22 protein-coding genes and 1 pseudogene are annotated in these 25,340 nt (G+C 61.7%); 14 read left to right on the top strand and 9 right to left on the bottom strand.

Annotated features, from left to right (window positions below):
• Positions 1–303 precede the first annotated feature (303 nt).
• From LRQ04_RS14640 to LRQ04_RS14650, 3 genes are all read left to right on the top strand, one after another.
• Positions 304–807, top strand: a complete 504-nt coding sequence (locus tag LRQ04_RS14640; protein WP_235520949.1) for an FBP domain-containing protein — start codon at positions 304–306, stop codon at positions 805–807.
• Between the two features lie 359 nt (positions 808–1,166).
• The gene (locus tag LRQ04_RS14645) at positions 1,167–1,649 is read left to right on the top strand and encodes a TM2 domain-containing protein (protein ID WP_235520951.1); all 483 of its coding nucleotides are present in this window, start codon (positions 1,167–1,169) and stop codon (positions 1,647–1,649) included.
• A gap of 14 nt (positions 1,650–1,663) precedes the next feature.
• Entirely contained in the window at positions 1,664–2,035 is a 372-nt protein-coding gene (locus tag LRQ04_RS14650) for a PH domain-containing protein (protein ID WP_235520952.1), read from the top strand.
• A gap of 91 nt (positions 2,036–2,126) precedes the next feature.
• On the opposite strand, the gene LRQ04_RS14655 is transcribed toward LRQ04_RS14650, so the two are convergent.
• From LRQ04_RS14655 to LRQ04_RS14665, 3 genes and pseudogenes are all read right to left on the bottom strand, one after another.
• The gene (locus LRQ04_RS14655) at positions 2,127–5,585 is read right to left on the bottom strand and encodes an ATP-binding protein (RefSeq protein ID WP_235520953.1); all 3,459 of its coding nucleotides are present in this window, start codon (positions 5,583–5,585) and stop codon (positions 2,127–2,129) included.
• Positions 5,586–5,776: 191 nt separating this feature from the next.
• Positions 5,777–6,613: pseudogene (locus LRQ04_RS14660) on the bottom strand (DUF4194 domain-containing protein); the annotation flags it as partial.
• A complete protein-coding gene (locus LRQ04_RS14665; protein WP_235520954.1) occupies positions 6,606–8,063 on the bottom strand; it encodes a DUF3375 family protein in 1,458 nt (485 codons plus the stop codon). The gene LRQ04_RS14665 and the pseudogene LRQ04_RS14660, both read right to left, overlap by 8 nt.
• Positions 8,064–8,377: 314 nt before the next feature.
• On the opposite strand from LRQ04_RS14665, the gene LRQ04_RS14670 reads away from it, so the two are divergent.
• Both LRQ04_RS14670 and LRQ04_RS14675 read left to right on the top strand, forming a co-directional pair.
• Positions 8,378–8,680, top strand: coding sequence for a hypothetical protein (locus tag LRQ04_RS14670; protein ID WP_235520955.1), 303 nt, complete (start codon positions 8,378–8,380; stop codon positions 8,678–8,680).
• 62 nt (positions 8,681–8,742) lie between these two features.
• A complete protein-coding gene (locus LRQ04_RS14675; RefSeq protein ID WP_235520956.1) occupies positions 8,743–10,707 on the top strand; it encodes an acyl-CoA dehydrogenase family protein in 1,965 nt (654 codons plus the stop codon).
• Positions 10,708–10,826: 119 nt separating this feature from the next.
• Here the strand turns inward: LRQ04_RS14675 and LRQ04_RS14680 are convergent, their stop codons facing one another.
• Positions 10,827–11,282, bottom strand: a complete 456-nt coding sequence (locus LRQ04_RS14680) for a YchJ family protein (RefSeq protein WP_235520957.1) — start codon at positions 11,280–11,282, stop codon at positions 10,827–10,829.
• Between the two features lie 98 nt (positions 11,283–11,380).
• On the opposite strand from LRQ04_RS14680, the gene LRQ04_RS14685 reads away from it, so the two are divergent.
• Positions 11,381–12,238: a hypothetical protein gene (locus tag LRQ04_RS14685; RefSeq protein ID WP_235520958.1), complete on the top strand. Its 858-nt coding sequence runs from the start codon at positions 11,381–11,383 to the stop codon at positions 12,236–12,238.
• A gap of 6 nt (positions 12,239–12,244) precedes the next feature.
• On the opposite strand, the gene LRQ04_RS14690 is transcribed toward LRQ04_RS14685, so the two are convergent.
• The gene (locus LRQ04_RS14690) at positions 12,245–12,736 is read right to left on the bottom strand and encodes a flavin reductase family protein (RefSeq protein WP_235520960.1); all 492 of its coding nucleotides are present in this window, start codon (positions 12,734–12,736) and stop codon (positions 12,245–12,247) included.
• A gap of 248 nt (positions 12,737–12,984) precedes the next feature.
• Between LRQ04_RS14690 and LRQ04_RS14695 the strand changes: the two genes are divergently transcribed.
• Together LRQ04_RS14695 and LRQ04_RS14700 are read left to right on the top strand one after the other, a co-directional pair.
• Positions 12,985–14,019 carry an aldo/keto reductase gene (locus LRQ04_RS14695; RefSeq protein ID WP_235520962.1) on the top strand — a complete coding sequence of 345 codons (1,035 nt, stop codon included), beginning with the start codon at positions 12,985–12,987 and terminating at the stop codon, positions 14,017–14,019.
• Between the two features lie 164 nt (positions 14,020–14,183).
• A complete protein-coding gene (locus LRQ04_RS14700) occupies positions 14,184–15,308 on the top strand; it encodes a sulfite oxidase (RefSeq protein WP_235520964.1) in 1,125 nt (374 codons plus the stop codon).
• Position 15,309: 1 nt separating this feature from the next.
• On the opposite strand, the gene LRQ04_RS14705 is transcribed toward LRQ04_RS14700, so the two are convergent.
• Positions 15,310–16,701, bottom strand: a complete 1,392-nt coding sequence (locus tag LRQ04_RS14705) for an MATE family efflux transporter (RefSeq protein WP_235520966.1) — start codon at positions 16,699–16,701, stop codon at positions 15,310–15,312.
• A 364-nt stretch (positions 16,702–17,065) separates the two neighbouring features.
• Between LRQ04_RS14705 and LRQ04_RS14710 the strand changes: the two genes are divergently transcribed.
• From LRQ04_RS14710 to LRQ04_RS14720, 3 genes are all read left to right on the top strand, one after another.
• Positions 17,066–17,443, top strand: coding sequence for an RNA-binding S4 domain-containing protein (locus LRQ04_RS14710; RefSeq protein WP_018779945.1), 378 nt, complete (start codon positions 17,066–17,068; stop codon positions 17,441–17,443).
• Positions 17,444–17,602: 159 nt separating this feature from the next.
• Positions 17,603–18,214, top strand: coding sequence for a DUF6318 family protein (locus tag LRQ04_RS14715; protein ID WP_235520968.1), 612 nt, complete (start codon positions 17,603–17,605; stop codon positions 18,212–18,214).
• A gap of 31 nt (positions 18,215–18,245) precedes the next feature.
• Complete coding sequence (locus tag LRQ04_RS14720; RefSeq protein ID WP_235520969.1) at positions 18,246–19,157, top strand: hypothetical protein; 912 nt, start codon at positions 18,246–18,248, stop codon at positions 19,155–19,157.
• A 320-nt stretch (positions 19,158–19,477) separates the two neighbouring features.
• Here the strand turns inward: LRQ04_RS14720 and LRQ04_RS14725 are convergent, their stop codons facing one another.
• From LRQ04_RS14725 to LRQ04_RS14735, 3 genes are all read right to left on the bottom strand, one after another.
• Positions 19,478–19,939, bottom strand: coding sequence for a DUF3817 domain-containing protein (locus LRQ04_RS14725; RefSeq protein WP_235520971.1), 462 nt, complete (start codon positions 19,937–19,939; stop codon positions 19,478–19,480).
• Positions 19,940–20,021: 82 nt separating this feature from the next.
• The gene (locus tag LRQ04_RS14730; protein ID WP_235520973.1) at positions 20,022–20,630 is read right to left on the bottom strand and encodes a hypothetical protein; all 609 of its coding nucleotides are present in this window, start codon (positions 20,628–20,630) and stop codon (positions 20,022–20,024) included.
• Positions 20,631–20,709: 79 nt separating this feature from the next.
• Positions 20,710–21,216, bottom strand: a complete 507-nt coding sequence (locus LRQ04_RS14735; RefSeq protein WP_235520975.1) for a hypothetical protein — start codon at positions 21,214–21,216, stop codon at positions 20,710–20,712.
• A gap of 203 nt (positions 21,217–21,419) precedes the next feature.
• On the opposite strand from LRQ04_RS14735, the gene LRQ04_RS14740 reads away from it, so the two are divergent.
• The 3 genes from LRQ04_RS14740 (at position 21,420) to LRQ04_RS20705 (ending at position 25,267) form a co-directional block, all read left to right on the top strand.
• Positions 21,420–22,529, top strand: coding sequence for a thermonuclease family protein (locus LRQ04_RS14740; RefSeq protein ID WP_235520976.1), 1,110 nt, complete (start codon positions 21,420–21,422; stop codon positions 22,527–22,529).
• A 99-nt stretch (positions 22,530–22,628) separates the two neighbouring features.
• Positions 22,629–24,125 carry a class I SAM-dependent DNA methyltransferase gene (locus LRQ04_RS14745; RefSeq protein WP_235520978.1) on the top strand — a complete coding sequence of 499 codons (1,497 nt, stop codon included), beginning with the start codon at positions 22,629–22,631 and terminating at the stop codon, positions 24,123–24,125.
• Positions 24,122–25,267, top strand: a complete 1,146-nt coding sequence (locus tag LRQ04_RS20705; RefSeq protein ID WP_235520979.1) for a restriction endonuclease subunit S — start codon at positions 24,122–24,124, stop codon at positions 25,265–25,267. Before LRQ04_RS14745 ends, LRQ04_RS20705 begins: the two co-directional genes overlap by 4 nt.
• Positions 25,268–25,340 lie beyond the last annotated feature (73 nt).

Here is a 25,340-nt window from a genome sequence, read left to right on the forward strand (position 1 = left end):
GACAGCGCCGCCGGGAATTTGGGAGGATAGCGGCAGCGGACTACCGCTTCCAAAGAACGACGAGGGGTTGAGCATGCGCACTGCATCAGTTGCTGCTGCCACAGTCAGCGAGGTGGCCATTTTGGCCTGCTTGGCACTCCCCCACACGTCGGCATCCTTTTAGGCAATTCAGGCATCACGGACCGCCCCGGATTCTAGCGGGCGCCCCTTGCTGTGCCCTTCGCGCTGATGACCGACGTCCCTTGCCACCCCGCGGCCGATTCACGGTGCGCGGACGTCGACCATTTCCAAGGAAGCACTGTCATGCATAAAATCACCGCCCAACAGGTCCGTTCGTCCTTTATTAACGCCAGCCGATCCGAGGCTGCAAAACTCAACCTTCCCGCCGACTTTGACAGCCTCGACTGGGATAACCTCGAGTTCCTGGGTTGGCGTGACGAGAAGATGCCCCAGCGCGGCTACCTCGTGGTGCCGCACCAGGGGAAGCTCACAGGCGTCCTGCTCCGGGCACCCGAGGGCGGCTCCGGGAAGAGGCGGGTAGTCCTCTGCGAACTGTGCCGCGACGTGTTCTCCAAAGACGACGTTTACCTGTGGGTCGCCAAGAAAGCCGGGCAATCCGGCAAAGACGGGAACACCGTGGGAACCCTGATTTGCGCTGAGTTCGGTTGCAGCACCAATGTGCGCAAAGAACCGCCCGCCAACGAAATCAACCCGGACCCGGCCGCCGTCGTTCTCCGACAGATCGCCGGGCTGGAATCCCGCACGGCGCTCTTCCTTGACCGCGTCCGCGGCGACTCAAAGCGCTAGCCGACAAAACAAGCAGCAGCACAGCGCGTCACGAGGACGCGCTGTGCTGCTGCCTGATTTCTGGTCCGGACACTATTCCGGGGCGATGGTCACCGTAGCGCCTCCGCAGGAACTCTCGTAGGTCAATTGGCAGGAAAGCCGGGACTGGTCCGCAATGTAGGTGTCGGTTTCTGCGAGGAGTTCCAGTTCGTCTTCGAATTGATCATCCCGACACACGCAGGCCGAAATAATTGGCCATATCAAAACAATCAATGTCATTTCAGTGAAAATGATGACGGCACATGGATTCTGGGGGATGCCGTCGAGGAATGCCGCCAGTCACCCGTGGACTGATCGATCATTCTCCGAAAGGCATCAGCATGACTTCCTCTTACCCCGACCAAAACCCAACTTCGCAAGGCGGCCAAAGCACCCCGCCGGATCCGTACCCGACAACCCAGAGCCCTCTGCAGTTCCGACCACAAGAGCAGACACTCCAGCCACCGCATTATTCCGCCCAGCCGCCAGCTCCTCAACCGCCCCAGTTCGCAGCGCAACCAGCGACACCCTCGCAACCGCAGTACTCGGCGCAGCCTCCGCTCCCGAATCCTGCCTACGGTTATCCGCAGCCGAAATCGAAGATCGCGGCAGGATTGTTCGGAATTTTCCTTGGCGGCCTCGGCATTCACCGCTTTTATCTGGGCTACACGACTATAGGCATCATCCAGCTCGTCCTCACCGTGGTCGTAGGCATCTTTACGTTCGGGTTGGTTGGTCTTTGGGGCTTGGTGGAGGGCATCATGATCCTCGCCGGCGCCTCCTACTTTCAGCGGGACGCCCACGGCGTTCCCCTTCGCGACTAATAAGGGAGCGCACCTTGACTGACATCATTCACGACAGGCCCGAGCAGCTTGAACAAATCCGAGCAGGACTGCTCCAGGGAGAAATCGTCTACGCCGTGTACGACTGCATCGGTGTCGGAACCGGTTTTGTCGGCATTACCAATATGCGCGTCATTCTGCAGGACAAGAGCTTTGTCGGGAACAAGCTCGCCGTTGTGTCCATTCCCTATAAGAACATCCGCTCGGTCTCGATGCTCTCCAACAAATCGATGATGGGACGATTCGCGTCGACCTCCAGCATCGGTATCGACACAGGTGGCACCATCAAGGAGGCGGACTTCCGCGGCGATGACAAAGCAAGACACGCGCACGACCTGATCCTGTGGAACGTCCTAACCACTAAATAGCCTTCATTCGGTGTGGAGGCGGAAATGCATATTCCATCCGCCTCCACGTCGATGTCGTTGTCTCGTTCTCCGAAGGCCGACATCAGCCGGTTCAGCGCAGGACGATGTCCACAGGGTTTGCCTCTGACCGCCAGGCCCCAGGCTCACCGGGTCCGGCGATGACGGGCGCCGTGAGGACACCCGAACGGTTGGTCCGCTTGTCCCTGAGGATTTCCGTGACGGAGCCAAGGTGCCGGGACAGGTCGATCACGTTTTCGGGGGCAGCCAACAGCAATTGGAAGCCGAACTCGTGAAGGGCCTTGATGCCGGCACCCGCGAACTCCTCCGAGGCCAGGACGAAAGCCTCGTCCATCATCACTGTGCCGTAGGTCGTGAAACCCTGCTCTGCAATGCCCAACTGGTAGCTCAGCGCGGCAGCCATAATGAACGCCGTAAAGCGCTGGCGCTCACCGCCGGACATGGAGCCGGTATCCGCATGCATGAAGACTTCGGTTTTCTTCTTCCCAGCCTTGACCGATTTCGCAGGCACCACCCGGTGTTCCTTGCACTGGATGAACAAGTGCCCGCGGACATCCAAAACCTCGGCACGCCACCGACGATCCTCCGGCGTCTGCGAACCGAGCCGCTTAACCAGGGTTTCGAGCGACTTGTAGCGGGCGGTGAGCTCGGCGTCGTCGTCCACCTCCGCAGCTGAAGCGGAGGCGCCGCGGGATGGGCGGGTGTGCTTGGCCTTCAAAGCGTTTTGAATGGCGTCCTTGAAGACCTTGGCCGTCGGAGGCAGGGTCTGCTTGATATCCAGTTCCAGGTAGCTTCCCTCATGGAAGTTCACCTGGGAGAGGATCCCGTTGAGCGGGAGGATGCGGCTGGTGATGCTGCGGCGTTCCTCATCCAGCAAATGCAGGAGCGTGCTGAACGACTCGTGCGTGCGCTGGTTGAAGAACCGCCGGAACTCGGCCTCCTGGGCGGGCAAGCCATCGCTAACAATCGCGTGGTACCGGGATTCGAAGTCGCCGGCGGCCCCGATTGACGTGCCGTGGTCCGCGCTGATGGCACTCCCCCAGTCGCGGACGAACGCCTCGAACATGCGGGTCAGCCGCTCGGCCGTCGCCTGGGCGCGCGACTCCGCGCCGCGCAGCTCATCGAGCAAGGTGTTCCGGACTGCGTTAGCCAGGTTGTCCAGCTCGTGCAGCTCCGACACCTCCGCGGCACCCGCGAAGTACGGCTCAAGGGCAGCCACGGTGGACCCCGACGGCGGTGCCTGCTCAAGCTTCAGCCTCGCCGCATCGAGCAGGCCGTCAGCGGTGGTCATCTGATGGTCGAGCGCCTTGTATTCGCTCTGCAACACAGCGGCCGCACCCGTCGATGACTGGTGCTTTTCGCGCACGACTTCGATGGTGGCCCGCAGCGGTTCAAGGTCCGCCTGGGCTGCGAGCGCATCCGCCAGGCGCTGTTCGATCCGAGCCAGCTCATCGGCTGCCACTGCCGCGGAAACCTGTTCCCACGGTCGCTCGTCTTCAGCAACCCGGCGCAGCGCTTCGAGCTGCCGGGCCATGCCTTGGTGTGAGTCTTCGCGGCTTTGGGCCAACTCGGCTGCTTTGGCCAACTCGTTTTCGAGTTCACCAACGCGGGCTGCGACAAGTTCGAGCTTCGAAGCATTGTCGAATCCGAGGACGTAATCCTGCCGGCTGGTGAACCGGTCGTCCTTCTCCACGGTGTGCCTGTTGCGTTTGACTACGCCGCCCAGGCTCAGGCCCTTCTCCATTGAGGCCAATTCGTCCGGGTCCTCCACGCACGGGTACGCGAAGTCCAAGGCGATCCGCTCGCGGATCCATTCCCCGGCGTCGGCATTGGCACCAGAGGTGAGGATGCTCAACTTAGTCAAGAGGTCGCCGTCGGACACGTCCTCCACAGCCAGGGCGCCGCCCGCCAAGGGCTTGGACACGTCCACTGCGCGCAGGGCCCCGCGGACCGTGTTGTCGTTCAAATACCGCGTTACAGCTGCAAAATGCTCGCCCGGAACCAGCAACGTGGTGGCCAGGTTCCGCAGGGCGCGCTCGGCGGCGGGGCGCCACTGCTCCTGCCCTTCGGCGAGGTCGATCAGCTCGCCGCCGAACGGCATGCGCTCTTCCGGGACACCGGTGGCAGCTGCGATGGCGGCCCGGTTTTCAATGCTCGACGGCGGCAGCAACGACTTGCGCGACCGCAACGACAACAATTCCTGCTGGGCGGCCGCCAGCTCACGCTTCTTCGTGGCATGGCCGTCAAAAGCCTCGAAACGGAGCTCCTTCAAGGCCTCCGAATCGTCCTTCAACTCAGCGGACCGGGCAGCTGCCTGCTCATGCGCCTGATCCCAGCCTTCGGCCGACCATTCAAGGTTCAGGCCGGCATCAGCCAACGCCTTCCTGGCCGAATCCTCCACCTGTTCACGCAGCTTCAGGCCAACCCTGGCGTTCTCCAGCGACTGCTCTATGGCCGAAATGGCGTTGCCGCCGCGGTTGTTGTAGTCCAGCTCAAGGTCGCGGAGTTCCTTGGAAAGGGCATCCCGGACAGTGCGCTCGGCGGCCAGCTCCTGGGCTTTGGACTGCGCGAGCTCCTTGAACCGGGCCAGCGTCTTGGCGTGCACCGTGACGGCGAGCTGCTGCTTGTAGGCCTCGAACTCCTCGCCGGCCAGCTCCCGGAGGCGGTTCGCGTCCAGCAACGCCTGCGCGTACTCCTTATTCAACCCGGGAACAGGAGCCAGCTGATCGCGCTGCTGGCGGACGTCCTCCAAACGCTGCCGAATGGACATCAGGTTGCTGAATTCTTCCACCACATCGTCCGCAGCCGCCAAGGTGGCCGGCGCGTCAAGAACCTGCTCGCGGAAGAACGTGTTCACGCTGCCGCCCAGGCCCTTTCCGGCCTGGATCACCCGAAGCAGCGGCAACGCCTGGTCAGAATTGATGCCCAGGAGCCTACGGAAACGCTCCGCAAACGCCTTATGGACGTCGAACACCTGGCCGTCCGGGAAAATCCCCTCCAGCGCACCCTTCGTGAAGCGCTTCTGGGCGATCCCCTCGATCGCTTCAAGGTCCAGGGGCTTGCTGTCGATGACGTAGAAGCGCCCCACGCTGGATTCCGTGCCGTTCTTCGGCAGGTCAAACAGCGCCGACACCGTCACCTTCGTGCCGGCCGCATTATCGAACGTCAGTGCGACGGCGGACCAGGTGGCACCCGGCCGCTGGAAGGCACTGGCCGAGCTATCGCCCACGGCCTTATCACCAACCTTGCCGCGCATGTAGGTGAACGTGGTCCTCTTGTCCTCCACAGCGCCGCCGGACCGCTGGGCGGCGGCCTCGTTGGAGCGCGGGCGGGCATCGAACACGCGAAGCATGGCATCGAACAGCGTGGACTTGCCAACGCCGGAGTTACCGGTCAGGAGGGTGCCCTTGCGGTCGACGTGCATGGTGTGGGCGCCATGGAAGGTGCCCCAGTTGACCACCTGAACCAGGGCCAGGCGCATTTGGCCGGGATTGCTGAGTTCGCCGAGCGGGAGCATGCTTGCGATGGTCACTTGGCTTGCCCTTCAGTAGTTGCGTCCGCGGCGATTCCGTCCGCGGCGGTACCGGACACATGCTCTGCATGCTCGCTCGTACCTCGCTTAGACGCATGCTGCCGCATGTCTCCGGCATCGCCGCTCAGTTCTGTGTCACCGCCGGTTTCTGCCGAAGAACGCTCGACGGCGGTGCTCGCCTTCGGGGGCCCGTCATCTTCCGCTTCGTCGTCCAGATCTTCCTCTGCGGGCGCGGGTTGATTCGAATTGGAGTCCAGGTCCAGGAGGGGTTCTGTTCCTGATTCGTCGGATGCTACGGCCACGAGGGCTTCGATTTGGGCCGGGATGTCGCCGATGTTTTCGAAAGGCAGGGCCAGCGGGAGTGCATTGCTGATCGTGTAGCTGTCGTCCAAGGGGGTAGGGAGGAGCAGTTGGCGGGCCAGGAGTTTGGTGATGGTGCGGGTGACCACGTCGGAGTCGCGCAGGGCATCCTGTTGGCCGGCGGGGGTGTAATTGGCAACGAGGTCCGAGATCTCCTCGCGGGTGATCGTCGGGTCCGTCTGGGCCGTGACATGGCGGTCCAGCAGGAGGCGGAGCCTCAACAGCACGATGGTTTCGACGCGGCTCAGGGCACGCTGTTGACGGAGGATGCTGGAGCGGGAGCTGGCTCCGATGAGCTCCGGATCGACGGGGCGGAGGACTGCGATTTTACGGTCGTGATCCAACTGCAAGGTGAGGAAGAGTTCCGAGAGCCGGCTGCGGAGGATCAGCTGGTTGTCCAGCAGGGTGGTCCACAACTTCTCTTCCCGACCGCCATCAATGTACGGACCTTTGAGGAGCTTTACCAGTGCTTGGCGGACCTTCATCGGGAGCACCCCGGTGTCGCCTGGGAACAGGGCAGCGCCGTCCACGAAGGAGTCGCGTGGAGTGACCCGGAAGGGATCGGGATGGCTGGCTTCCTCGGTGACCCCGTCCGGCACGGTTACCCCGTCCGGCACGGTGACCTCGCCGGCGTCGGTGACGTCCGTCGTCGTGATTTCCTCAGTCATCAGAATCCTCATTCAGCGTGACGACAGGCAGGTACGCAGTGCGGATGCTGCCGTCGATTTGTTCGAAGTCAATGTGTTCATAGGCGGTGCGGTCGAAGCCCGCGCCGCCCTGGAGCGCCATGGAGAGCAGGGTGCGGACCGTGTTGATGTGCCGTTCCTCGGCGGGAAGGTTTTCCCAGGCCTCGGCCAATGTGGCTGATCCTGCCATCGCGGCCCGGACAACGGCGGGTTTGGCCTTGCCGGTGCGGGCCGAGCGAACCCGGTCCGAGTCGCTGAAAGCGATGGGATCGGCCAGGCGTGGAGGGGTAGCAAACTCGTCGGGATCGAAGAGCTTGACCATGGACAGCGACTCAAACCCTGCGTTGAACAGGACGGGCCCACGAACCAGTCCGGGCCGGTCCCGCTCATACGGCATCGAGCGGATCGCTTGCTCGGCCTCGGCAAGGACCTTGCGCAGACTGACCGACTGCCGCACGTCGTCGCTTTGAATGTAGGTGTTGAGGCTCTCCGAGAGCTTGCCGTAGATCCGCTGGATCTGGCTGTGTTGATACCGCAACTCCGCCACGAGGTTCTTGAGGGTTTCGCGATCCTCGGGGGAAAGGTCGTCCGCAAACTGCCGGCTCAGCACTTCGCCGATCGCGGAACGGAAGCGCGACTGCTGCTGCGGGTCTTCCAGGAACGCCGTGAAGGAGCGGAACGTGCGTCCCTCGGGACTTTGGCGCAGCCGTTTGTCGGCCTCCAGGACCTGGGCCATGGTGGCGCCCTTGCTCAAGGACTCTTCGATGATCTGGTTGCGGAGTTCACCCACCAGTTCCTCGATGCGGTCACGCATCTTCTTATAGTCGGCGGGCAGGCTCGCGGCGAGGTCCAGGATGTTGCCGGCCGCTTCCACCGCTTCCTCGTCGTCAAGGAGGCCATCGAATTCGCCGGAGCTGATGTCCTCCACCAGTTGCTGGCGTTCCTGGATCTCTTCCTCCAGGGCTTCCAAACGGGCACTCTGGTCCGGGTTGGTCTCGTTGGCGAGCTTCTCCACATCCCCCAGCAGGGTGCCCAGCCGGGAACCATTCAGCGTGGACCGTTCGCTGGACAGGCTGTCGAGGAATGCCAGCACGCGGGCAGCCGGTTCTGTGACTTCGTAGACGATCTGGCCCGATTGGTTACGACGCGTCAGGAACTGTTTGCGCGTCCATTCGTCACCGAAAAGTTTGCCGTTTTGCTGGCCACCCAGTGCCGGGTCCTGGCGGCGGAGCTGCTCAAGGAAAGCATCGACGTCGGCATGGAACTCTTCGAGCGGAAGCTGCGGCCGGGTGCGGGTGAAGGACGCCTGAAGCACTGCGATCACCCAAGGCGCGGACCGCGTCAGAGCCCATGCCGGGCCCTTGGTTAACAGTTCGAGGTCGCGGAGCCTTGCACTGATGGCGTCCGCTGAGGACATGGCTGAACGGGACAATTACTCTCCTTCAGCTGCTGCGAAACCTGGCTGGCAGCGGAAACTGCCCCGTACAAGGTTACGGCAGAGCGTCGCAGGGGCGTCGGACGGCACCGACGTACCGCCGTCGGACGCCAGCAGGGACCCCCGCCGAGCACCCGCGGGGACCGCCGCCGCAACCATTCCGTAACCTACCGTCTGGTATGGTTTCGATCCCGTATCAACGCGTCCGCGGCGCGCGTCTGCACTGGCCGGAATGCGCGCCCGCCCCTAATGTCAGAGCATCGACGCAGCCACGCCGCGTCGACCCACGCACCGTCGCCCCGGGGGGAACCATGGATTTCGATGTCACTGCGCTTGAAACTGGCACGTACGTAGTTCTTGGAACGCTATTGATCGCCGTGCTTCTGGCTGCATTCATTGCGGCAGCAGCAATGGCGACCATCGTTCTCATTGGGTCAATGGGCATGGTCTGGTACACCGTTAAAGGCGTGCTGGGAGGCCTTGTCCATGGCATCAACTTTGCGTGGGACAGCCTGGTCCACCACGCCGGCCAGGTGGAAATCCCGGCCGAATTCCAGCCGCAGATCTCCTCTGGCACGGGCAGCTACCCGCGGGTAGCATTGAGGGACAGCTGAAGGGTTCCCACCCGAGGCGGACCCTGGCTCCATCCGGCACAACCGGCTAGAGGAGTTAAACCATGACGTCCGCCACCGACAACAGCCTCACTGCCGCAAGCGTCAACGCCACTGCTGAAGAAGCACGCGCCGTCGCGGAAGCCGCGCGCGAAACCGAGTGGAACAGGCCCAGCTTCGCAAAGGGCCTCTACTTGGGCAGCTTCGACCTCAGCCTCATTCACCCCTGGCCACAGTCCAAGGCGGAAGATGTGGAACGGGGCGAGGAGTTCATGGAACGTCTGGTCGCGTTCGCCAAAACCATGTCCGGCCGGGTCATCGAGCGGGACGCCCGGATCCCGGATGAATACCTGGCCGGGCTCGCCGATTTGGGCGTCTTTGGAATGAAGATTCCCCGTGAATACGGCGGCCTGGGACTGTCCCTGGTCTACTACGGCCGCGCCCTGGCTCTGCTGGGTTCCGTGCACCCGAGCCTCGGCGCGCTGATCTCGGCACACCAATCCATCGGCGTTCCGGAACCAGTCAAGGAATTCGGCACACCCGAACAGAAGAAGGAGTACTTGCCGCGCTGCGCCGCCGGCGCCATCACGGCGTTCCTCCTGACAGAGCCCGACGTCGGCAGCGACCCCGCGCGCATGGGCGCCACTGCCGTGCTGGCCGACGACGGCGACTCTTACCTTCTGGACGGCGTCAAACTGTGGACCACCAACGGCGTGATCGCCGAACTGGTGGTGGTGATGGCCAGGGTCCCTGCGCACACGGATGCGGATGGGACGGAGCACAAGGGCGGTATTTCCGCTTTCGTTGTTGAGATGGACTCCCCCGGCATCACGGTGGAAAACAGGAACGCCTTCATGGGCCTGCGCGGCATTGAAAACGGTGTGACCCGGTTCCACCAGGTCCGTGTGCCCGCGGCGAACCGCCTGGGCAGGGAGGGCCAAGGACTGAAGATTGCCCTGACCACCCTGAACACCGGCCGCCTTTCCATTCCGGGGCTTTGTGTCGCCGCAGGGAAGTGGAGCCTGAAGATCTCGCGTGAATGGTCCAACGCCCGGACCCAGTGGGGCCGCCCGGTAGGTCAGCACGAAGCCGTAGGCAAGAAGATCGCGTTCATCGCGGCCACCACCTTTGCGTTGGAAGCCGTCTTTGAGCTGTCCGCAGAGATGGCCGACGCCGGGTTGAAGGACATCCGCATCGAAGCGGCGCTGGCCAAGCTGTGGTCCACGGAACTGAGCTGCAGGATCGCCGACGAACTGGTACAGATCCGGGGCGGCAGGGGTTTCGAAACCGCCGAGTCCCTGGAGGCCCGCGGAGAACGTGCGGTACCCGCCGAACAACTCCTCCGGGACCTCCGCATCAACCGCATCTTTGAAGGTTCCAGCGAGATCATGAAACTCCTGATCGCCCGCGAAGCCGTGGATGCCCACCTTGCCGCCGCGGGCGACCTCGCCGCAGCGGACGCAAGCCTGCAGGATAAGGCGAGGGCCGCCGTCGGAGCCTCCGGTTTCTATGCGCGCTGGTTGCCCAAGCTGGTTGCCGGCGCCGGCATGGACCCGCGATCCTTCGCGGAGTTCGGGCGGCTCGGCAAGCACTTGCGGTTCGTGGAGCGGTCCTCCAGGCGGCTTGCCCGGCAGACGTTCTACGGGATGGGCAGGTGGCAGGCGAAGCTCGAGTTCAAGCAGGCGTTCCTGGGCAGGATCGTTGATATTGGTGCGGAGCTGTTTGCAATGGCGGCGTGCTGTTCACGGGCTGAGATGATCCTCCGAACCAACCCGGCGCAGGGTGCCGGCGCGTTCGAACTCGCCGATGCTTTCTGCGAACAGGCCCGGGTCCGCGTGGACGAGTACTTCGACCAGTTGTGGCGAAACACCGACGACGGGGACCGCGATCTTTCCCGCAAAGTCCTCGCCGGTGACTACGTCTGGATGGAGGAAGGCGTGCTGGACCAGTCGGAGGGCACCGGTCCGTGGATTGGTGATGCGGCGCCGGGCGCTTCCAGCAAGGAGAACCTGCACCGAAAGTATCGCTGAGGGCTTCCCGCTGCGTTCCCTCCCAGTTAGTGCGCAGAACAACGTGCGCACCACACGCGTGGCCGCGGAGTTTCCTCAATAGCCGCCGGCAATGTGGAGGCAACTGGGAAGGAGCGGGGTCAGCGCACGTCGCCGTCCACGTAGAACCAGCGCTTGCCCTCCCGCACAAAACGGCTGAGTTCCCGCTGGAGCCCACGTTCGCCGTCGAGCCTGTAATGGGCAGCGAACTCCACGGTGCCCTTCGAGTCCAGGGGCCCGCCGCTTGATGTGTCCAGGACGTCCAGGCGCCGCCATTGGATGTCCGGGTCCAGGCCCATGGAACCCGGACGGGTGGAAGCGTGCCAGGTCCTGAGCAGGTATTCCGGATCAAGGACAACGAAAGCCGAGTACCGGGAGCGCATGAGTTGAACGGCTGTCGGCGCGTCGGATTCGCCGCGATGAAAACGGCCGCAGCAATCGTCGTACTGGTCCCCGGAGAGACATGGGCACATTCCGCTGCGGAGGCGGGTCAAGTCAGGGGTCACGGAGTCCCAATCTGAGGCTTTAAATGAGAGCTGGGCAACATATTTTCCCATGCGAGATAACAGCTTTGAAACAACCCGGCCAGAGTGTGAGGCGGGGCGTGATTCCGTCGGTGCTGGACCTTAGGCTAGGTAAGCAAGCGAGGTGGGCAATGCGCGCATCACAAAACGACAGCCAGGGGGGCTACGTGGAGGATCCGACAACACTCGCCATCAACCTGACGTACTTGGGAACGCTGGGACTCGCTGTCCTGATGTTCTTTGGTCTCGGGTTGATCGTTATCATCACTCTGGTTGTTGCCGGAGTCGGGCGGCTACTGTCGATCATTCTTCTGGCGCTGGTGGGAATTTTCCCGAAGAAGGCCACTACCCCCATCGTTCATTTGCCCCCGCACCCCGCGCGCGTACCGGCTCCTGAAGAGGCCGACGTCCTGGAATCGGCCCTTGCCAATGTTTCGTCTTACGAGGCCCCGGCTCCCGCGCCTGCCACTGCACCTGGCGCTCCCGCGGCGCCCCCGCGGGACCTCTTTGGAAGCGTCCGACGGCGGCTCTCAGGTGCGTCCGCAGCCGTCAAGGACGGCGCGTGGAAGGCTAAAGTGGACCCCCGCAAGCTGCCCAAACCCGCGGAAGTGAAGTCCGTAGTGGAACACCAGGCCGCGCACCATCCGATCGTTGTGGCCGCCGCCAAGGAACCACCCGTTCTCGCCAAGGACTGGGCAGACGCCGTGGCCGAAGCTGACCGACGGGCCGCTGAACGCGCTAAAGCCACTCAACCACCGGCCATTAAGGTCACGGTCCGCGATCTGGATGACCCCGCACCCCCGCCCAATGGAAAGAAGCCTGCCCCGAAGACCCCGGAGACACCAGGCAGTACATCCAAGCCTGATGCCCCCAGCAAACCGGGCTCGGGAAACGGGACCAAAAAATCAGGCCCGAACACTTCCAAGAATGGAAAGTCTTCGAGCCCGATCCGTAAGGGTTCGCTGAGCAGCGCCAGCCGCAACTCCTAGCAGCGCTCAGGCGGCCAACTGCCGGAACGCTGCGCCGTGGTAGATCAGCGGCTTGGTTTCATGGTTGATGGTGGTTGCTTTGACCTCCAGGACCACGATTGCGTGGTCCCCGGCCGGCGTCTCAGACACAACTTCGCATTCGAATCCCAGCACCGCACCGTCGATCAGGACTGCGCCTGAGTCACTGACGCTCGTGTCGAGTCCGGCGAAGCGATCACGGGTCTTCGAGGCCAGCTGGAGTGCGGCCCCTTCCTGCCCTTCGGCGAGGACCGAGACACCCAGACGCTGGGCCTGCCTGAGCTTCGGCCAGGTTGTGGAGGAGTTCTGCACCGCGAACATCACCAATGGTGGTTCGAGCGAAACACCCACCGTAAAGGACGATGCCACCAGGGCTTCCGGCGTGAAGTCCACCATCGCACTGAACGCTGCGACTCCTGACGGGAACTGCGCAAAGGCAGCCTTGATGGCCGCCGTTTCTTCCACTGTGGTCTGTGTCATTCCGCTGTCCCCTTCGTGCGTTGCTTGAGTTCCCTTCCCATAATTCACCTGTGCAGGAGAACGGCAATATTTGTTGATCCGAAAGACATTTGTGTTGCCGTGTGTCAAGAAATGTCGCGGAATATGGCCCCTTCCATTACTCCGCAAGACGAAAAGCGAAGAAGTTCTACCGCTTGCGTTTATGCCATCGACGGCCGTGTGTAGCCTCGATTGAACATCCCAGCACTACCCCTCCACAGGAAGCCACCATGAGCCTCAACGAGCTACGTACGCTTGGGCGCACTGGCGCCCTGATCAGCCCCCTCACCTTGGGCACCCTGAACTTCGGCACCGGCGCCGCACCTACGGGTCCGGCCGAGAGCATCCGCATCATCAAGGCCGCCCTTGACGCCGGCATCACCAGCGTCGACACAGCCGACATCTACTCGCAGGGAGAAGCCGAGACAGTTGTGGGCCAAGCTATCCACAGCCGGCGCGACGACGTTTTCCTTGCCACGAAGTTCCACGGCCAAATGGGATCCAACCCTGCGCACGCCGGCAATTCCCGGCGGTGGATAGTCCGGGCTGTGGAGGACAGCCTGCGGCGCCTGAATACGGACCGCATCGACCTTTACCAGGCGCATCGGCCGGATTACAACACCGACCTCCTTGAGACAATCACCGCTCTCAACGACCTCATCCGGCAGGGCAAGATCCTGTACTACGGCACCTCCGTGTTCAGCCCGGCGCAGCTTGTTGAGGCCCAGTGGATCGCCAACACCAACCACCTGACGCCGCCGGTGGTCGACCAGGTTCCGTACTCTCTGTTGGTCCGCGCCAACGAACGCGACGTCTTCCCCATCACCCAGCAATACGGCGTCGGGGTTTTGAGTTACGGCCCGCTCGACGGCGGGTGGCTGGCCGGCGGTTACCGCGTGGGCTCCGGACAGCCGGAAAGCTCGCGATTCTCCGCTCTCCCCGGCCGGTTCGACGTGAATGCTCCATTCAACCAGGGCAAGCTGCACGCCGCCGATGCTTTGGCCCAACTGGCGGCAAGGCATGGATTGACCCTGATCCAACTCGCTGTTGCCTTTGCACTGAACCACCCTGCCGTGACCAGTGTGATCATCGGGCCACGCACCGAGGACCACCTGACCGACTACCTCAAGGCAGCGGACGTGGTCCTGAGCGAGTCCGTTTTGGATGAAATCGACGACATCGTGGCCCCCGCCGTCAACTTCCTGGAACGCGATGCCGGCACCGTCGCGCCGCACCTCGAATACCCGGAACTACGACGCCGGTAGCCACCTCCCGTTGTGGGGCCCGCCCTGCAGGGTGTTGGGGTGATTTTCCCTGTTCAGCGGGCCCCGCAACGGGCTATTGACGGAGTTCTGCCCGCGGCGTGATCCTTGTCCTAGGTGCTGCGGCACTCCGCAGCGTTTAGCTTCCAGTAGAACGCCGCCGTCCCATGTCCGATCACCACGTCAAGCAAAAAGCCCCCACTTCCGAGCAGCCCACTTCAGGGCAGCCCACTTCCGGGCAGCCCACCGACGGTCCGCTGACCCATGAAGAACTGCAGCTTTCCGGACGGAACCACTCCATGCCGTTGGAGGCCCTGCACGACGACATCACACCCGCCGGCCTTCATTACTTGCTCATCCACTTCGACATCCCCCATGTGTCCGCAGAGAACTGGCGCTTGCGGTTGGGCGGTTCTTTCCAACGCGGCCTTGAGTTGAGCCTGGATGACATCAAAGCCAGGCCCTCCGTCACCATGCCTGTCACCTTGGAGTGCGCCGGAAATGGGCGCTCGCTCCTGCAGCCGCGTCCGCTAAGCCAGCCTTGGGGCCTGGGAGCAGTGGGCACCGCGGAGTGGACGGGAACTCCCTTGGCACCCCTGTTGGAGGAAGCGAGTTTGGCGAGTGACGCCGTCGAACTTGTCTTTACCGGTGCCGACAGCGGCATCCAAAACGGGGTCGAAGAGCCATACGCGCGCAGCCTTTGGATCGCTGAGGCGATGCATCCCGAAGTCATGCTGGTGTATGCCATGAACGGAAATCCCTTGCCGCTACAGCACGGGTATCCGTTGAGGTTGCTGGTGCCCGGCTGGTACGGCATGGCGAGCGTGAAGTGGTTGACGTCGATCGAAGCTGTGACATCGCGGTTCATGGGATTCCAGCAGGCGGTCGCGTATCACTACCTGCAGGGACCCGACGGGCCGGGCCTGCCTGTGACGCATATCCGTGTGCGCTCCCTGATGATTCCTCCCGGCATTCCCGATTTCTTCACGCGTCGCCGCGTAGTGGACGCCGGTCCAGTGATGCTGCATGGGCGAGCATGGTCCGGTCACGGCGAAGTGGAGCGGGTCGAAGTGGGGATCGACGGCGAATGGATGCCCGCGCACTTGGAACCGGCGCTGGGTGATTTTGCGTGGCGTTCGTGGTCCATGGTGTGGGTCGCGAGCCCGGGAGAGCACGTACTGCGGTGCCGGGCGATGGATGCGTCGGGTGCGCTGCAACCCACGGAACAGGTGTGGAATTACCAGGGCATCGGGAACAACATGGCGCAGCGCGTAGAGGTGACGGTGCGGTAGTTCAGGACCCTCCGATGAGCCGGTACCCGAGCTGCCGGGTCCGCATGCTGTACGTCAGGGCCAGCAGAAGCGATGCGGCAGCTGCGGACGCAACGGCCACCAGCGCCGATTCCCAGACCAGGATCCCGACGACGGCGAGCGGAATGGTTACCAGGTACGTGACGACCGTTGATGGCACGGAAAGCCATGCAGCCCGTTGTTCCACCGTCAGGATCTCGCCGCACAGATTTTCTACGACGTAGGCGGGAACCGCGATGAGATACGCGGCAGTCAAGGTCCAGACCAGTCCGACGTCAACCTGGTCACCGCCCAAAACCTTGGCAAGGACCGGGACGGCCACTGCCACGACTGCAGCGGCGATGAAACTCGGCCAGACAACATACTTGCGCGAACGTTGCACTACGGCGTGGGCATCCTGCTGGCTGCGGCCCCGGGAGTATCCGACAAAGACGCCGACGGCGCCAAGGGTCGCTTGCGGTACCCGGCAGTAGAGGGTCCAGATTCTCGTCGCCACCGCTGCAGCGGCGACAGTGCCTACGTCCAAACGGCTGATCAGCATGAAGGGCACCACGGCTGCGGCGTAGTTATTCATCTGCCTTAGTCCGACGCCAAGGCTCGTCGTGAACATCTCCCGGGTCAATGGAAGGATCCGCTGTTGCTCAGCACCCGCGGCGCGCTCACCTCGGGATCGGGAGAAATGCCGAACGAGAATGACAAAACCGCAAGCTGCAGTCAGAACTTGGGCGATCACCGTCGCAATGGCCACCGCCATCACCGGATTAGCTGCCATTACTTTCAGCGGGCCATAAACCAGAGCGGCGTTGAAGGCCGCGTTCAGCACAAACACTGTGGCGATGAGAAGTATTGAAGCCCGCTGGCGTCCCACGACGCGGAGGGTGATCGAGACGGCTGCCAGGGCCAACGTAAACGGAATGCCAATCATTCGCACCGTCAAGTAGTCGGTTGCAATGCCAGCCACAGCGGGCTCAGACCCGACAACATCGAATATCAGCGGAACAATCCGGCTGACCAGCAGACCGGCAGCAGTCCAAACGGCAGCAACCAGAAGCAGGGCCGCAAACAATTTGGGCAATAGCTCGCTGGCCTCGTTCCGTCCCTCGGCACGAGCCAATTTCACTGCAAAGACGTCAATGATGCCCGCAAAGAAGGCCATAAACAGTGCGGTAACCAGATCGCCCAGGCCGATGCCGGCCACCATGAGCGCCCCAAACGGTGCCACGAAGGCGAGGTCAATGGCCCCATTTCCCGCGCTCAGGAGATCGACTGCGAACATGGTCCCAGCCAAGGAGGCGAACGTCCGCTGCGAAAGGACGGTGTGGGAGGCCGCGCCCGACGCCGCCGTATCCTCCGTTGAATTGACCTGTTGTGACATCAGCTCAGCTTGCTGCCGACTGCTGCCGCACTGAAGAAAGCAGGGAAATTCTCATAGCTCTTGTCAATTACTTATTCCGTTCGATCAAAGACTATTGACCTCCAGCTATATGTACTGATCAGTACGGGAAACACGCTAACACACGGGTTGAGCCAAAACCGGTGATCCTGCGGGATTGCATATTAAGCGTCGCGGCAATATCTCCTTGCATTGGAATTTGGCGCCGAGCCCTTCCATGCAGGATTCATTGTCCAGCTATATGAGTTATTGAATTGCTGCAAGTCATATCGATCGTGGGCCCATGTAGGCCCCCAGGACGCTTGTCCGCCGTGCACAGATCCCTGTCATCGGGGACAATTCATGGATGAGCATCCCGTCGTCATCCCCAGCGAACGTCCGCGTCGACGCCTGGCTATGGGCGATCCGCGCCTACAAGACCCGGTCCGCCGCTACTGCCGCCTGCCGCGCCGGGCACATCCGGATCAACGGAAACCCGGTAAAAGCTTCGCAAAGCGTGATCATCGGCGACACCATCCGCGTGCGTGAATCCGGATGGGAACGGATCCTTGAGGTGCGGCGGCTCATCGCCAAGCGTGTCGGAGCCGAAGCTGCCTCGCACTGCTTCACAGACCACACGCCCCCTCGGCCGGTGGCCCCCAAGCTCGGACTGCCCCAGCGCGATCGCGGCGCTGGCCGGCCCACGAAGAAGGACCGCCGGGACATGGAGAAGCTGCGGGGATAGCTCTTGTGGCGGTTTTCCACAGGCCGCATTTTCTGACATGAAACCTTCACCTGCCCCGGCCTAGACTGACCGGCACACCGCCGAACAGCTGCTGGGGAGCCTGTCATGTCTCGCGTTTCACGTGCTACTTTTTCGTCTTCGAATGCCCGGACTTTCGTCGTGGGCATCGTCCTTGTGTTGCTGCTGGGCGGCTGCCAGGGCGGCCCAACTCCCAGCGAACCACCCTCCGCCATTACCACGACGACGGCGCCACCCGCCTCGAGCGCGACCATGCCGGCTGCTTCGGCTACTTCGAGTTCTTCCGCTGCCTACAAGCCGGCTGATGCGAAAGGCAAGGCCCAGAATGTGCCTGTACCGGTGATGCCGGAGTTGGCGAAGGAGAACTCGAAGGCGGGGTTGGAGGCGTTTATTGGGTATTACTACGCGGTCGCAAATTACGCGAGTGAGACCGGAGACATCACCGAACTTGAGGCCTTGAGCGATCCTGCCTGCGGTGTTTGCACGAGTTTGAATCGCGCACCGCTGGACAGCTACAGAGATGGTCGTTGGATGGTTGGTGGTCGAGTTCGCATACCGACGATTGAGATGCAATGGGACCCAACGGAAACTTCCCATCTGGCCAAGGTCCAACTTCTACAGGACGAAATCTCCTACTACAACGCAGACGGAACCATGGGCCGCCCGGCAGACAAAGCGACAAACGATGCCTTCGTGTTTGTTGCGTCCTATCAATCGGCTTGGAAGTTGGTGGATACGGGTGTTATCCGCTGACAAATCCCGATTCCTATTGGGAGCTCTCACTGTGGCCCTAACCATAATGGGCGCGACCCCACATGCGCGGTCAACTGAGACGTCTGATACCTGGGGCAGCGCTAACAGACAGGCGAAGACTGTCGACTTCGGAGCTGTATGGAGCCTTGATCCAGTAACAGGACAGCTGGCGCCCAGCCTCACCGGCACGGCTCCGGGCACCGAGGACCCGAACCAGTACATGGCCGATGTCCACTGCCGCTCCGGTGGTACAGACACCCCGGACAAAGGCTGCCTCACCCTGGACTGCCCACCGAAAACACCCGACAGCGAACCAGGCACACCAGTGATCTGGCGACAAGCCCCGAAATCAATCACCAACCCGGTCTGGACCGACTACCCCACAGTCAGCGGACCCACCTGCCTCTACGACACCAAACCCGAGGACGTCCTGGCCAACATCGCCGCCCGGATCCTCAACGACTTCCGCCAACTACCCATCAACCCAGGAACCCTCCAAGCCCAACCCTTCCCCAACACCCTCAAAGGCGGACCCACCAACTTCTACACCACACCCAAACAACAAACCTTCGACCTCACCATCCTCGGCCAAAACGTCCACCTCACCGCAACACCAACCAACTACACCTACAACTACGGCGACGGCACCACCCTCGGCCCCACACCCCAAGCCGGATACCCCATCCCCCAAACCCAATGGCTCACCACCAACACCCGCAACAGCCACACCTACACCCAAACCGGGAACTACCCCACCACACTCACCACCACCTACACCGGAACCTACTCCGTCAACAACGGCCCACCCCTACCCCGCAACGGAACCCTCACCCCCACCACACCACCAACAACCATCCACGTCTGGAAAACAGAAAAAGCCCTCGTCGCCGACACCTGCGACCAAAACCCCACATCATGGGGCTGCCCACAAACGGCCAAGTAGCAGGACAGCACTACGGACTGGGCGGGCACCCGATGCCGTCACGCCCAAAATCTTCAACTCCCGATCAGCCCATAGACCGCCCATGCCAATTAATCCCTAGGGAGAAGTACCTGCGATGAAACGACAATTCGTTGCCCGGTTTTCAGCCTCTGCCCGCGTGAAGTCGGCCATTGTGGCATTGGCAAGTGTGCTTCTTTTGAGCGCATGCCGGGACTGTGTCCCGCCGTCGGCGTCGGAGCCTGCCGACGGGGCCTCGTCCAACGTTTGCGTCCGGCCCTCCAGGGACGACACCGGATTTCATCGCTTTGGCCGATGAAAGGTCAGGAGAACCAGGTACCGGGAGGGCCCATGAAGAGCAGGAAGCTAAAGACCACTCCCACGGCCACGAGCGTCACCAGCACAGCGAGGATCGGATTCCTCAATACCCAAGCCTGGGTCTTTTCCAAACCACCGCGCGGGTCCTCTCCCCCAGCGACCAAACGCCAGCCTCCGGCAAGGAGACCGCGACGGTCCAGCGACTTCTCCATGGGGACAGTGGCATAAGGAATGACTGCCGAGAGGATCGCAAGCAGGCCAGTGCGTGTGGACCATTTTTGGTTGATCCAGGTGAAGGCAGCCGTGGCGGCATAGCAAAGGAACACGAATCCATGGATGCCGCCAGCGATGCTCACGCCCACGTCCGTGGTGCGGGTGACGTACTTAAGGAAGAGCCCAATCAGCAACAGCGTCCACGTTACGGCCTCGGCAAAGGCGACGGTACGAAACAGGGTGCGCGGCTGCATGGGAGTCCTCAGGTAGAAAACGGGAGACGCATAATATTCTACGGGCTGTAGAACTTCCCGTGCGTCAACTCCCAACAACAATTCATTGTGCCGAGGGCAGCGCCTCCCTGTTCCGGATCCGGGAATCACCAAACCCGATGGCCACGGGCGCGATTTCAATAGGGTCTTCGTGCCGGGATTTTGCTTTACCGATGGCGATATGGGGCAGCCACCGCGGGGATCTGTAGCCAAGGGCCGGTGAGCCCAAGATGAAATCGTCGATATTGTCGAGCCCAAGATCGTCCAGAAGAACGTGGAGCCCCTGAACCAAGAGGGCCTGGTAGTCGTGGACCTCTTGGGGAACGTCCACCTCAAGGCCCATCAACCGCCCACCGCCCAGTGGAACTAACCGGCTGGACTTGCCCAGGAATCCTTCCAGAACCGGCAGCTCGGTCAGCCAGCTCACAATTTCGGGAAGAACGTACTCCGGCGTCGAGCGCCCTTTGGTCCACGACTCGATGTCCGCCAGAAGGTGGTTCAGAATCCCGACGTGCAGGAGTGTCATATGGAGTCCCGACGGTTTACGGAGCGAGTCGACGTAGCGTCCGAGTCCCCCGTAGTCGGCAAGGCCGGCGCCGAGGCTGAGAACCGGCACCTCTACGGTGATGCGAAGCCCTTCCGGTTTGCCACGAGCGGGGTCACTGGCCGTCATGGATCACATTATGCGCCGGATCCAAGGCGCGCGGGAGGTCGACAACGCCAGCCGACCGTCCGCCGTCGAACGTTAACCCCTATTTCCGGGCACGCGCCTGGACAAGGTTGGCAAACGGAAGCCGGCCAAAAGTGGCCACAAAATCAGCGTGATAGGCGGCTTCGGCCGCGTTGACCTCGGACGCGGGGAGTTCCTTCCAGGCGATCACCAGGTCGAGGGCGTCCCGCAACTGCCAGATGAGTCGGGCATCCCACACGACGGTCGGACGCCCACGGCCGTAGTCCATGAACTCCTGGATCTGTTTGCGAAGCCCTCGGTTGCCCTGGCTGCCGGCGCTGGCTTTGCCCACGTAGAGCACGGAAGCTTCCGGGAGCCACTCGGCTTCCAGCGCTTCCCGTTTGAGGGAGGGGTCCTTCTTCTTGAATGTCCCTGCAGTGCTCTTGCTAAGGAATGCAGGCTCAAAATCCGCTGGGCGGAGCACCACAACGATGCCGGGTCCCTGGGGAATCCGCATGGGATCGAGTTCGTCGAGCGGCCTGAACCCGGTGAAGCCATCGGCGGTGAGGGACTTTTTGGTGAAGAGCATGGTCCATTGTGACAAGCAGGGGTCACAATATCTCCGCAGGCCATGCTAAACCGGCGGATGGCGAGTTGTAGCTTAAAGTGATCTCGGCTGCTGAGCAGCCAACTCATCACTTCATTCGCATAATTGGGGGACTATTTGCGCGCCCAACCCAGGCTGCCCCACAGCCATCATCCATTGCACCTCCCCTTGGGAGGCCCGACATCATGCGGAAACTAATTATTGGAGCAACAGCCGCTGTAGCCGTCGTTACCGGCTCGCTGATTGCTGCGGCCGCTGCGAACGCCGACTCTGGCACTGTCGTCAGGGTAGTTGACGGGGACACGGTGGTGGTTTCCATCAACAACAACGATCAGACGATCCGGCTGCTGAATATCAACACGCCGGAGACCAAGGACCCGAACAAACCCACCGAATGCCTGGGCCCAGAAGCCTCGAAGCATCTGGAGGAGGTACTTCCGGTGGGCAGCAAAGTCCGGTTGGAGTTCGACGTCGAACGCCATGACAAATACGGACGCACCTTGGCCGGTGTCTTCAATGCCAAGAATCAGCTGGTCAACGCCGAGATCGCCCGTCGCGGCCTTGGAGTTCCGATGGTCGTAGGCGAAAACCGTAAGTTCCTGCCGCCGGTCGAAGCTGCCTTTGAGGAAGCGCGTACTGCCAAGTCCGGGCTCTTCGCAGAGGACATCGAGTGCACCCTCCCTGCGCAACTGGCAGCTGCCAACGAAGCACTGACAGCGGCCCAAAGTGCGGCGCCAGCAACGACGTCGGCCGGAGCGGGAGCATCCGCTACTGGACTGGCAACTGCGATTCTTGCCGCCAAATCAGCCAAGGACTTGCTGTCCGCGGCGAGGGACACAGAAAACTCGATCCTCTGGGCCGCCTACTCTGCGAGCGAATCAGCCACAAAGTTGACCGCCCTGACGGCTGTAATAACCAAGGCTGAGTCTGCGCACAACCAGCTCAAGGATCAGGAAAAGACACTCGCAGCGGCCGAGAAGAAGGCCGAAGAGGAACGGATGGCCGCTGCCGCGCGAGCGGAGGCAGAACGAAAGGCCGCCGCGGAAGCAGAGGCAGCAGCAAAGAAGGCTGCCGATGAGGCCGCCGCAGCAGAACAGGCGCGGGCAGCCGCAGCAGCTGCCGAGGCAGAGCGGATACGCAACCTCCCGGCACCCTATGTGCCTCCTGCCCAGCAGTACGTTCCGCCAGCCCAAAACTACGTGCCGGCGGCTCCACCGGCCCAATCGAATCCCTACCCGGGATACACGGGACCACGCTGCTACGCTCCCGGCGGCAAGTCTTGGCGTCCCTGCTGACAAACCCGTAAGCCAGGCCTGGCACCGCCCGATCCGGCGGTGCCAGGCCTTCGCTGTCGTCGGGCTCAGCGCCTCAGAAAACGCACTAAACTCGCATGAGTGATCACAGGTGAAATCAAGTCCCAAGTAGACAAAGTCTGGAATACGTTCTGGAGCGGCGGTATCTCGAACCCGCTGGAAGTCATCGAGCAGATCACGTACCTTCTGTTCCTCAAGCGCCTGGACGAGAACCAGACTCGGGCGGAGAAGCAGGCCAACATCTTAGGCGAGCCGATCGAGAACGCAGTGTTCCCCGAGGGTGTTGACCCCCAGGGCCGCCCCTATTCGGACCTCCGCTGGTCGAAGTTCAAGGACTTTGGTCAGATTGAGATGTTCACGGTCTTCCAGCAGAACATCTTCCCGTTCCTCCGAACTGAGCTGACCAAGCAGTCCAACGGCGAAGACTCCACTTATAGCCACCACATGAAGGATGCGCAGTTCAAGATTCCGAACGCGGGTGTCTTGAAGCAGGTGGTGGATGTCATCGACTCCATCAACATGGAGGGCCGCGACACCAAGGGCGATCTCTACGAGTACATGTTGTCTAAGCTGGCATCGGCGGGTACCAACGGACAGTTCCGAACCCCACGGCACATCATCGACCTCATGGTCGCGATGACAGCACCCCAGCCGCTCGAAGCCATCTGTGATCCGGCCGCTGGCACCTGCGGCTTCCTGGTTCAGGCCGGCGAATACCTCCGTAAGAACAACAGCAATCTCCTCACCAATGACGAGACCAGTAAGTTCTTCCATCACGAGCAGTTCCATGGCTTCGACTTCGACTCCACCATGCTTCGCATCGGTTCTATGAACATGCTCCTCCACGGAGTGGAGAACCCGGACGTCTCCTACCGCGATTCACTTGCCGACCTGCATTCCATCGAGGAAGAGAAGTACCACGTCATCCTCGCTAATCCGCCGTTCGCCGGCAGCTTGGACTACGAGAATGTGTCGAAGGAGTTGCTGAGCGTCGTCAAGACGAAGAAGACCGAACTCCTCTTTCTGGCACTGTTCATCAAGCTGCTTAAGCCCGGCGGAAGAGCTGCAGTGATCGTTCCCGACGGCGTTCTGTTCGGCTCCAGCGGCGCGCACAAGTCCCTCCGCAGAACACTGGTCGAGGGGCACAAGCTCGACGCCGTGGTCAAACTCCCATCCGGCGTATTCAAGCCCTACGCCGGCGTCTCCACCGCCATCCTCTTCTTCACAAAAACCAACTCCGGCGGCACGGACAACGTCTGGTTCTACGACGTAAAGTCCGACGGCTTCAGCCTCGATGATAAGCGCACGCCGCTCGGCTCTTCCGACCTTGAGGACGTCCTCTCTCGTTGGAATCAGCGCACGACGGCGGAACTTGAGCGGGCGCGCACGGACCAGTCGTTCTGTGTTCCACTTTCTGAGATCGAGGCGAACGACTACGACCTTTCTCTGAACCGGTACAAGGAGGTCGAGTACGAAGAGATCGAGCATGCTGCGCCCGAGGAAATCCTGGCGGCGCTCGACGAACTCGAGGCTGAGATCACCGAGGGCATGAATGACCTGCGGGAGCTGCTGAAGTGAAGCTTGGGCAACTGATTGAAGCTGCAAAGGTCGGCCGAGCTGGCACCGAAGCCTACCCTCTTCTCTCCATGACAATGCGTCAAGGACTCATCCCACAAGGTGAGAAGTTCAAGAAACGAGTCGCGGGAGCGGACTTGTCGCAGTACAAGGTTGTTCAGAAGGACCAACTCGTCGTTGGATTTCCCATTGACGAAGCTGTTCTGGCATTCCAACGAACTGTTCCTGCGGGAATCGTTAGCCCTGCCTACGCAGTGTGGAACCTCAAAAACAGATCAGCAACGGATCCTGCCTACCTCGAGCGGTTCCTCAAATCACCACTTGCCATCGAATTCTACAAAGCAAAACTTCAAGGCTCAACGGCGAGAAGAAGGTCACTCCCCAATCCGATCTTCCTGGATATGGAGGTTCCATATCCGCCAGTGCGAGAGCAGCGGCGAATTGCGGCGATATTGGATAAGGCCGACGAGCTCCGCGCGAACCGCCGCCAAACCATCGCGCACCTCGACACGCTGACTCAGTCGATCTTCCACTCAATGTTTGAGGAAACCCAACACCAGAGGTCGTCCGTTGAACTTGCCGACGTCGTCGCACCTGGAACAATAGTGACTTACGGAATCGTTCAAGCGGGTGAGGAGTTTTCTGGGGGCATACCCTACATTCGCACGGGCGACTTGTCCGATGGGCGTATCGCTGCTGAAAAACTTCGGCGAACGGACCCGGCAATTGCCGCCAAATTTGAGCGTTCAAGAGTCTCCGCAGGCGACATCGTAATGAGCATTCGGGCCACAGTAGGCACGGTTGCTCTGGTACCTCCTGCCTTGGATGGCGCCAACCTAACTCAGGGCACGGCGAGAATTGCCCCAGGGCCGGACGTAATCAGCTCATATCTGTTGGAGTACCTACGCGCAGAGCCCAGCCAGCGGTGGATACAAAGAAGCGTCAAAGGCGCTACCTTCAAGGAGATCACCCTAGATCGGCTACGTCGACTCCCTGTCACCGTACCGCCCCTCGAACTGCAGCAGACCTTCGCGACCCGAGTTGCCGCCGTCGAACGTTTGAAGGAGACCCACCGCAAGCACTTGGCGGAACTGGACGCACTCTTCGCGTCGCTCCAGAGCCGCGCGTTCAAGGGCGAACTCTAAGCATTAACTCAGCTCGAAAGAGACCTGTCGCCGTACGGCAGCAAATGCTAAAGTCGGCGTACGGCGACATAAG

Source organism: Paenarthrobacter sp. AR 02, assembly GCF_021538675.1.
Classification (GTDB): Bacteria; Actinomycetota; Actinomycetes; order Actinomycetales; family Micrococcaceae; genus Arthrobacter.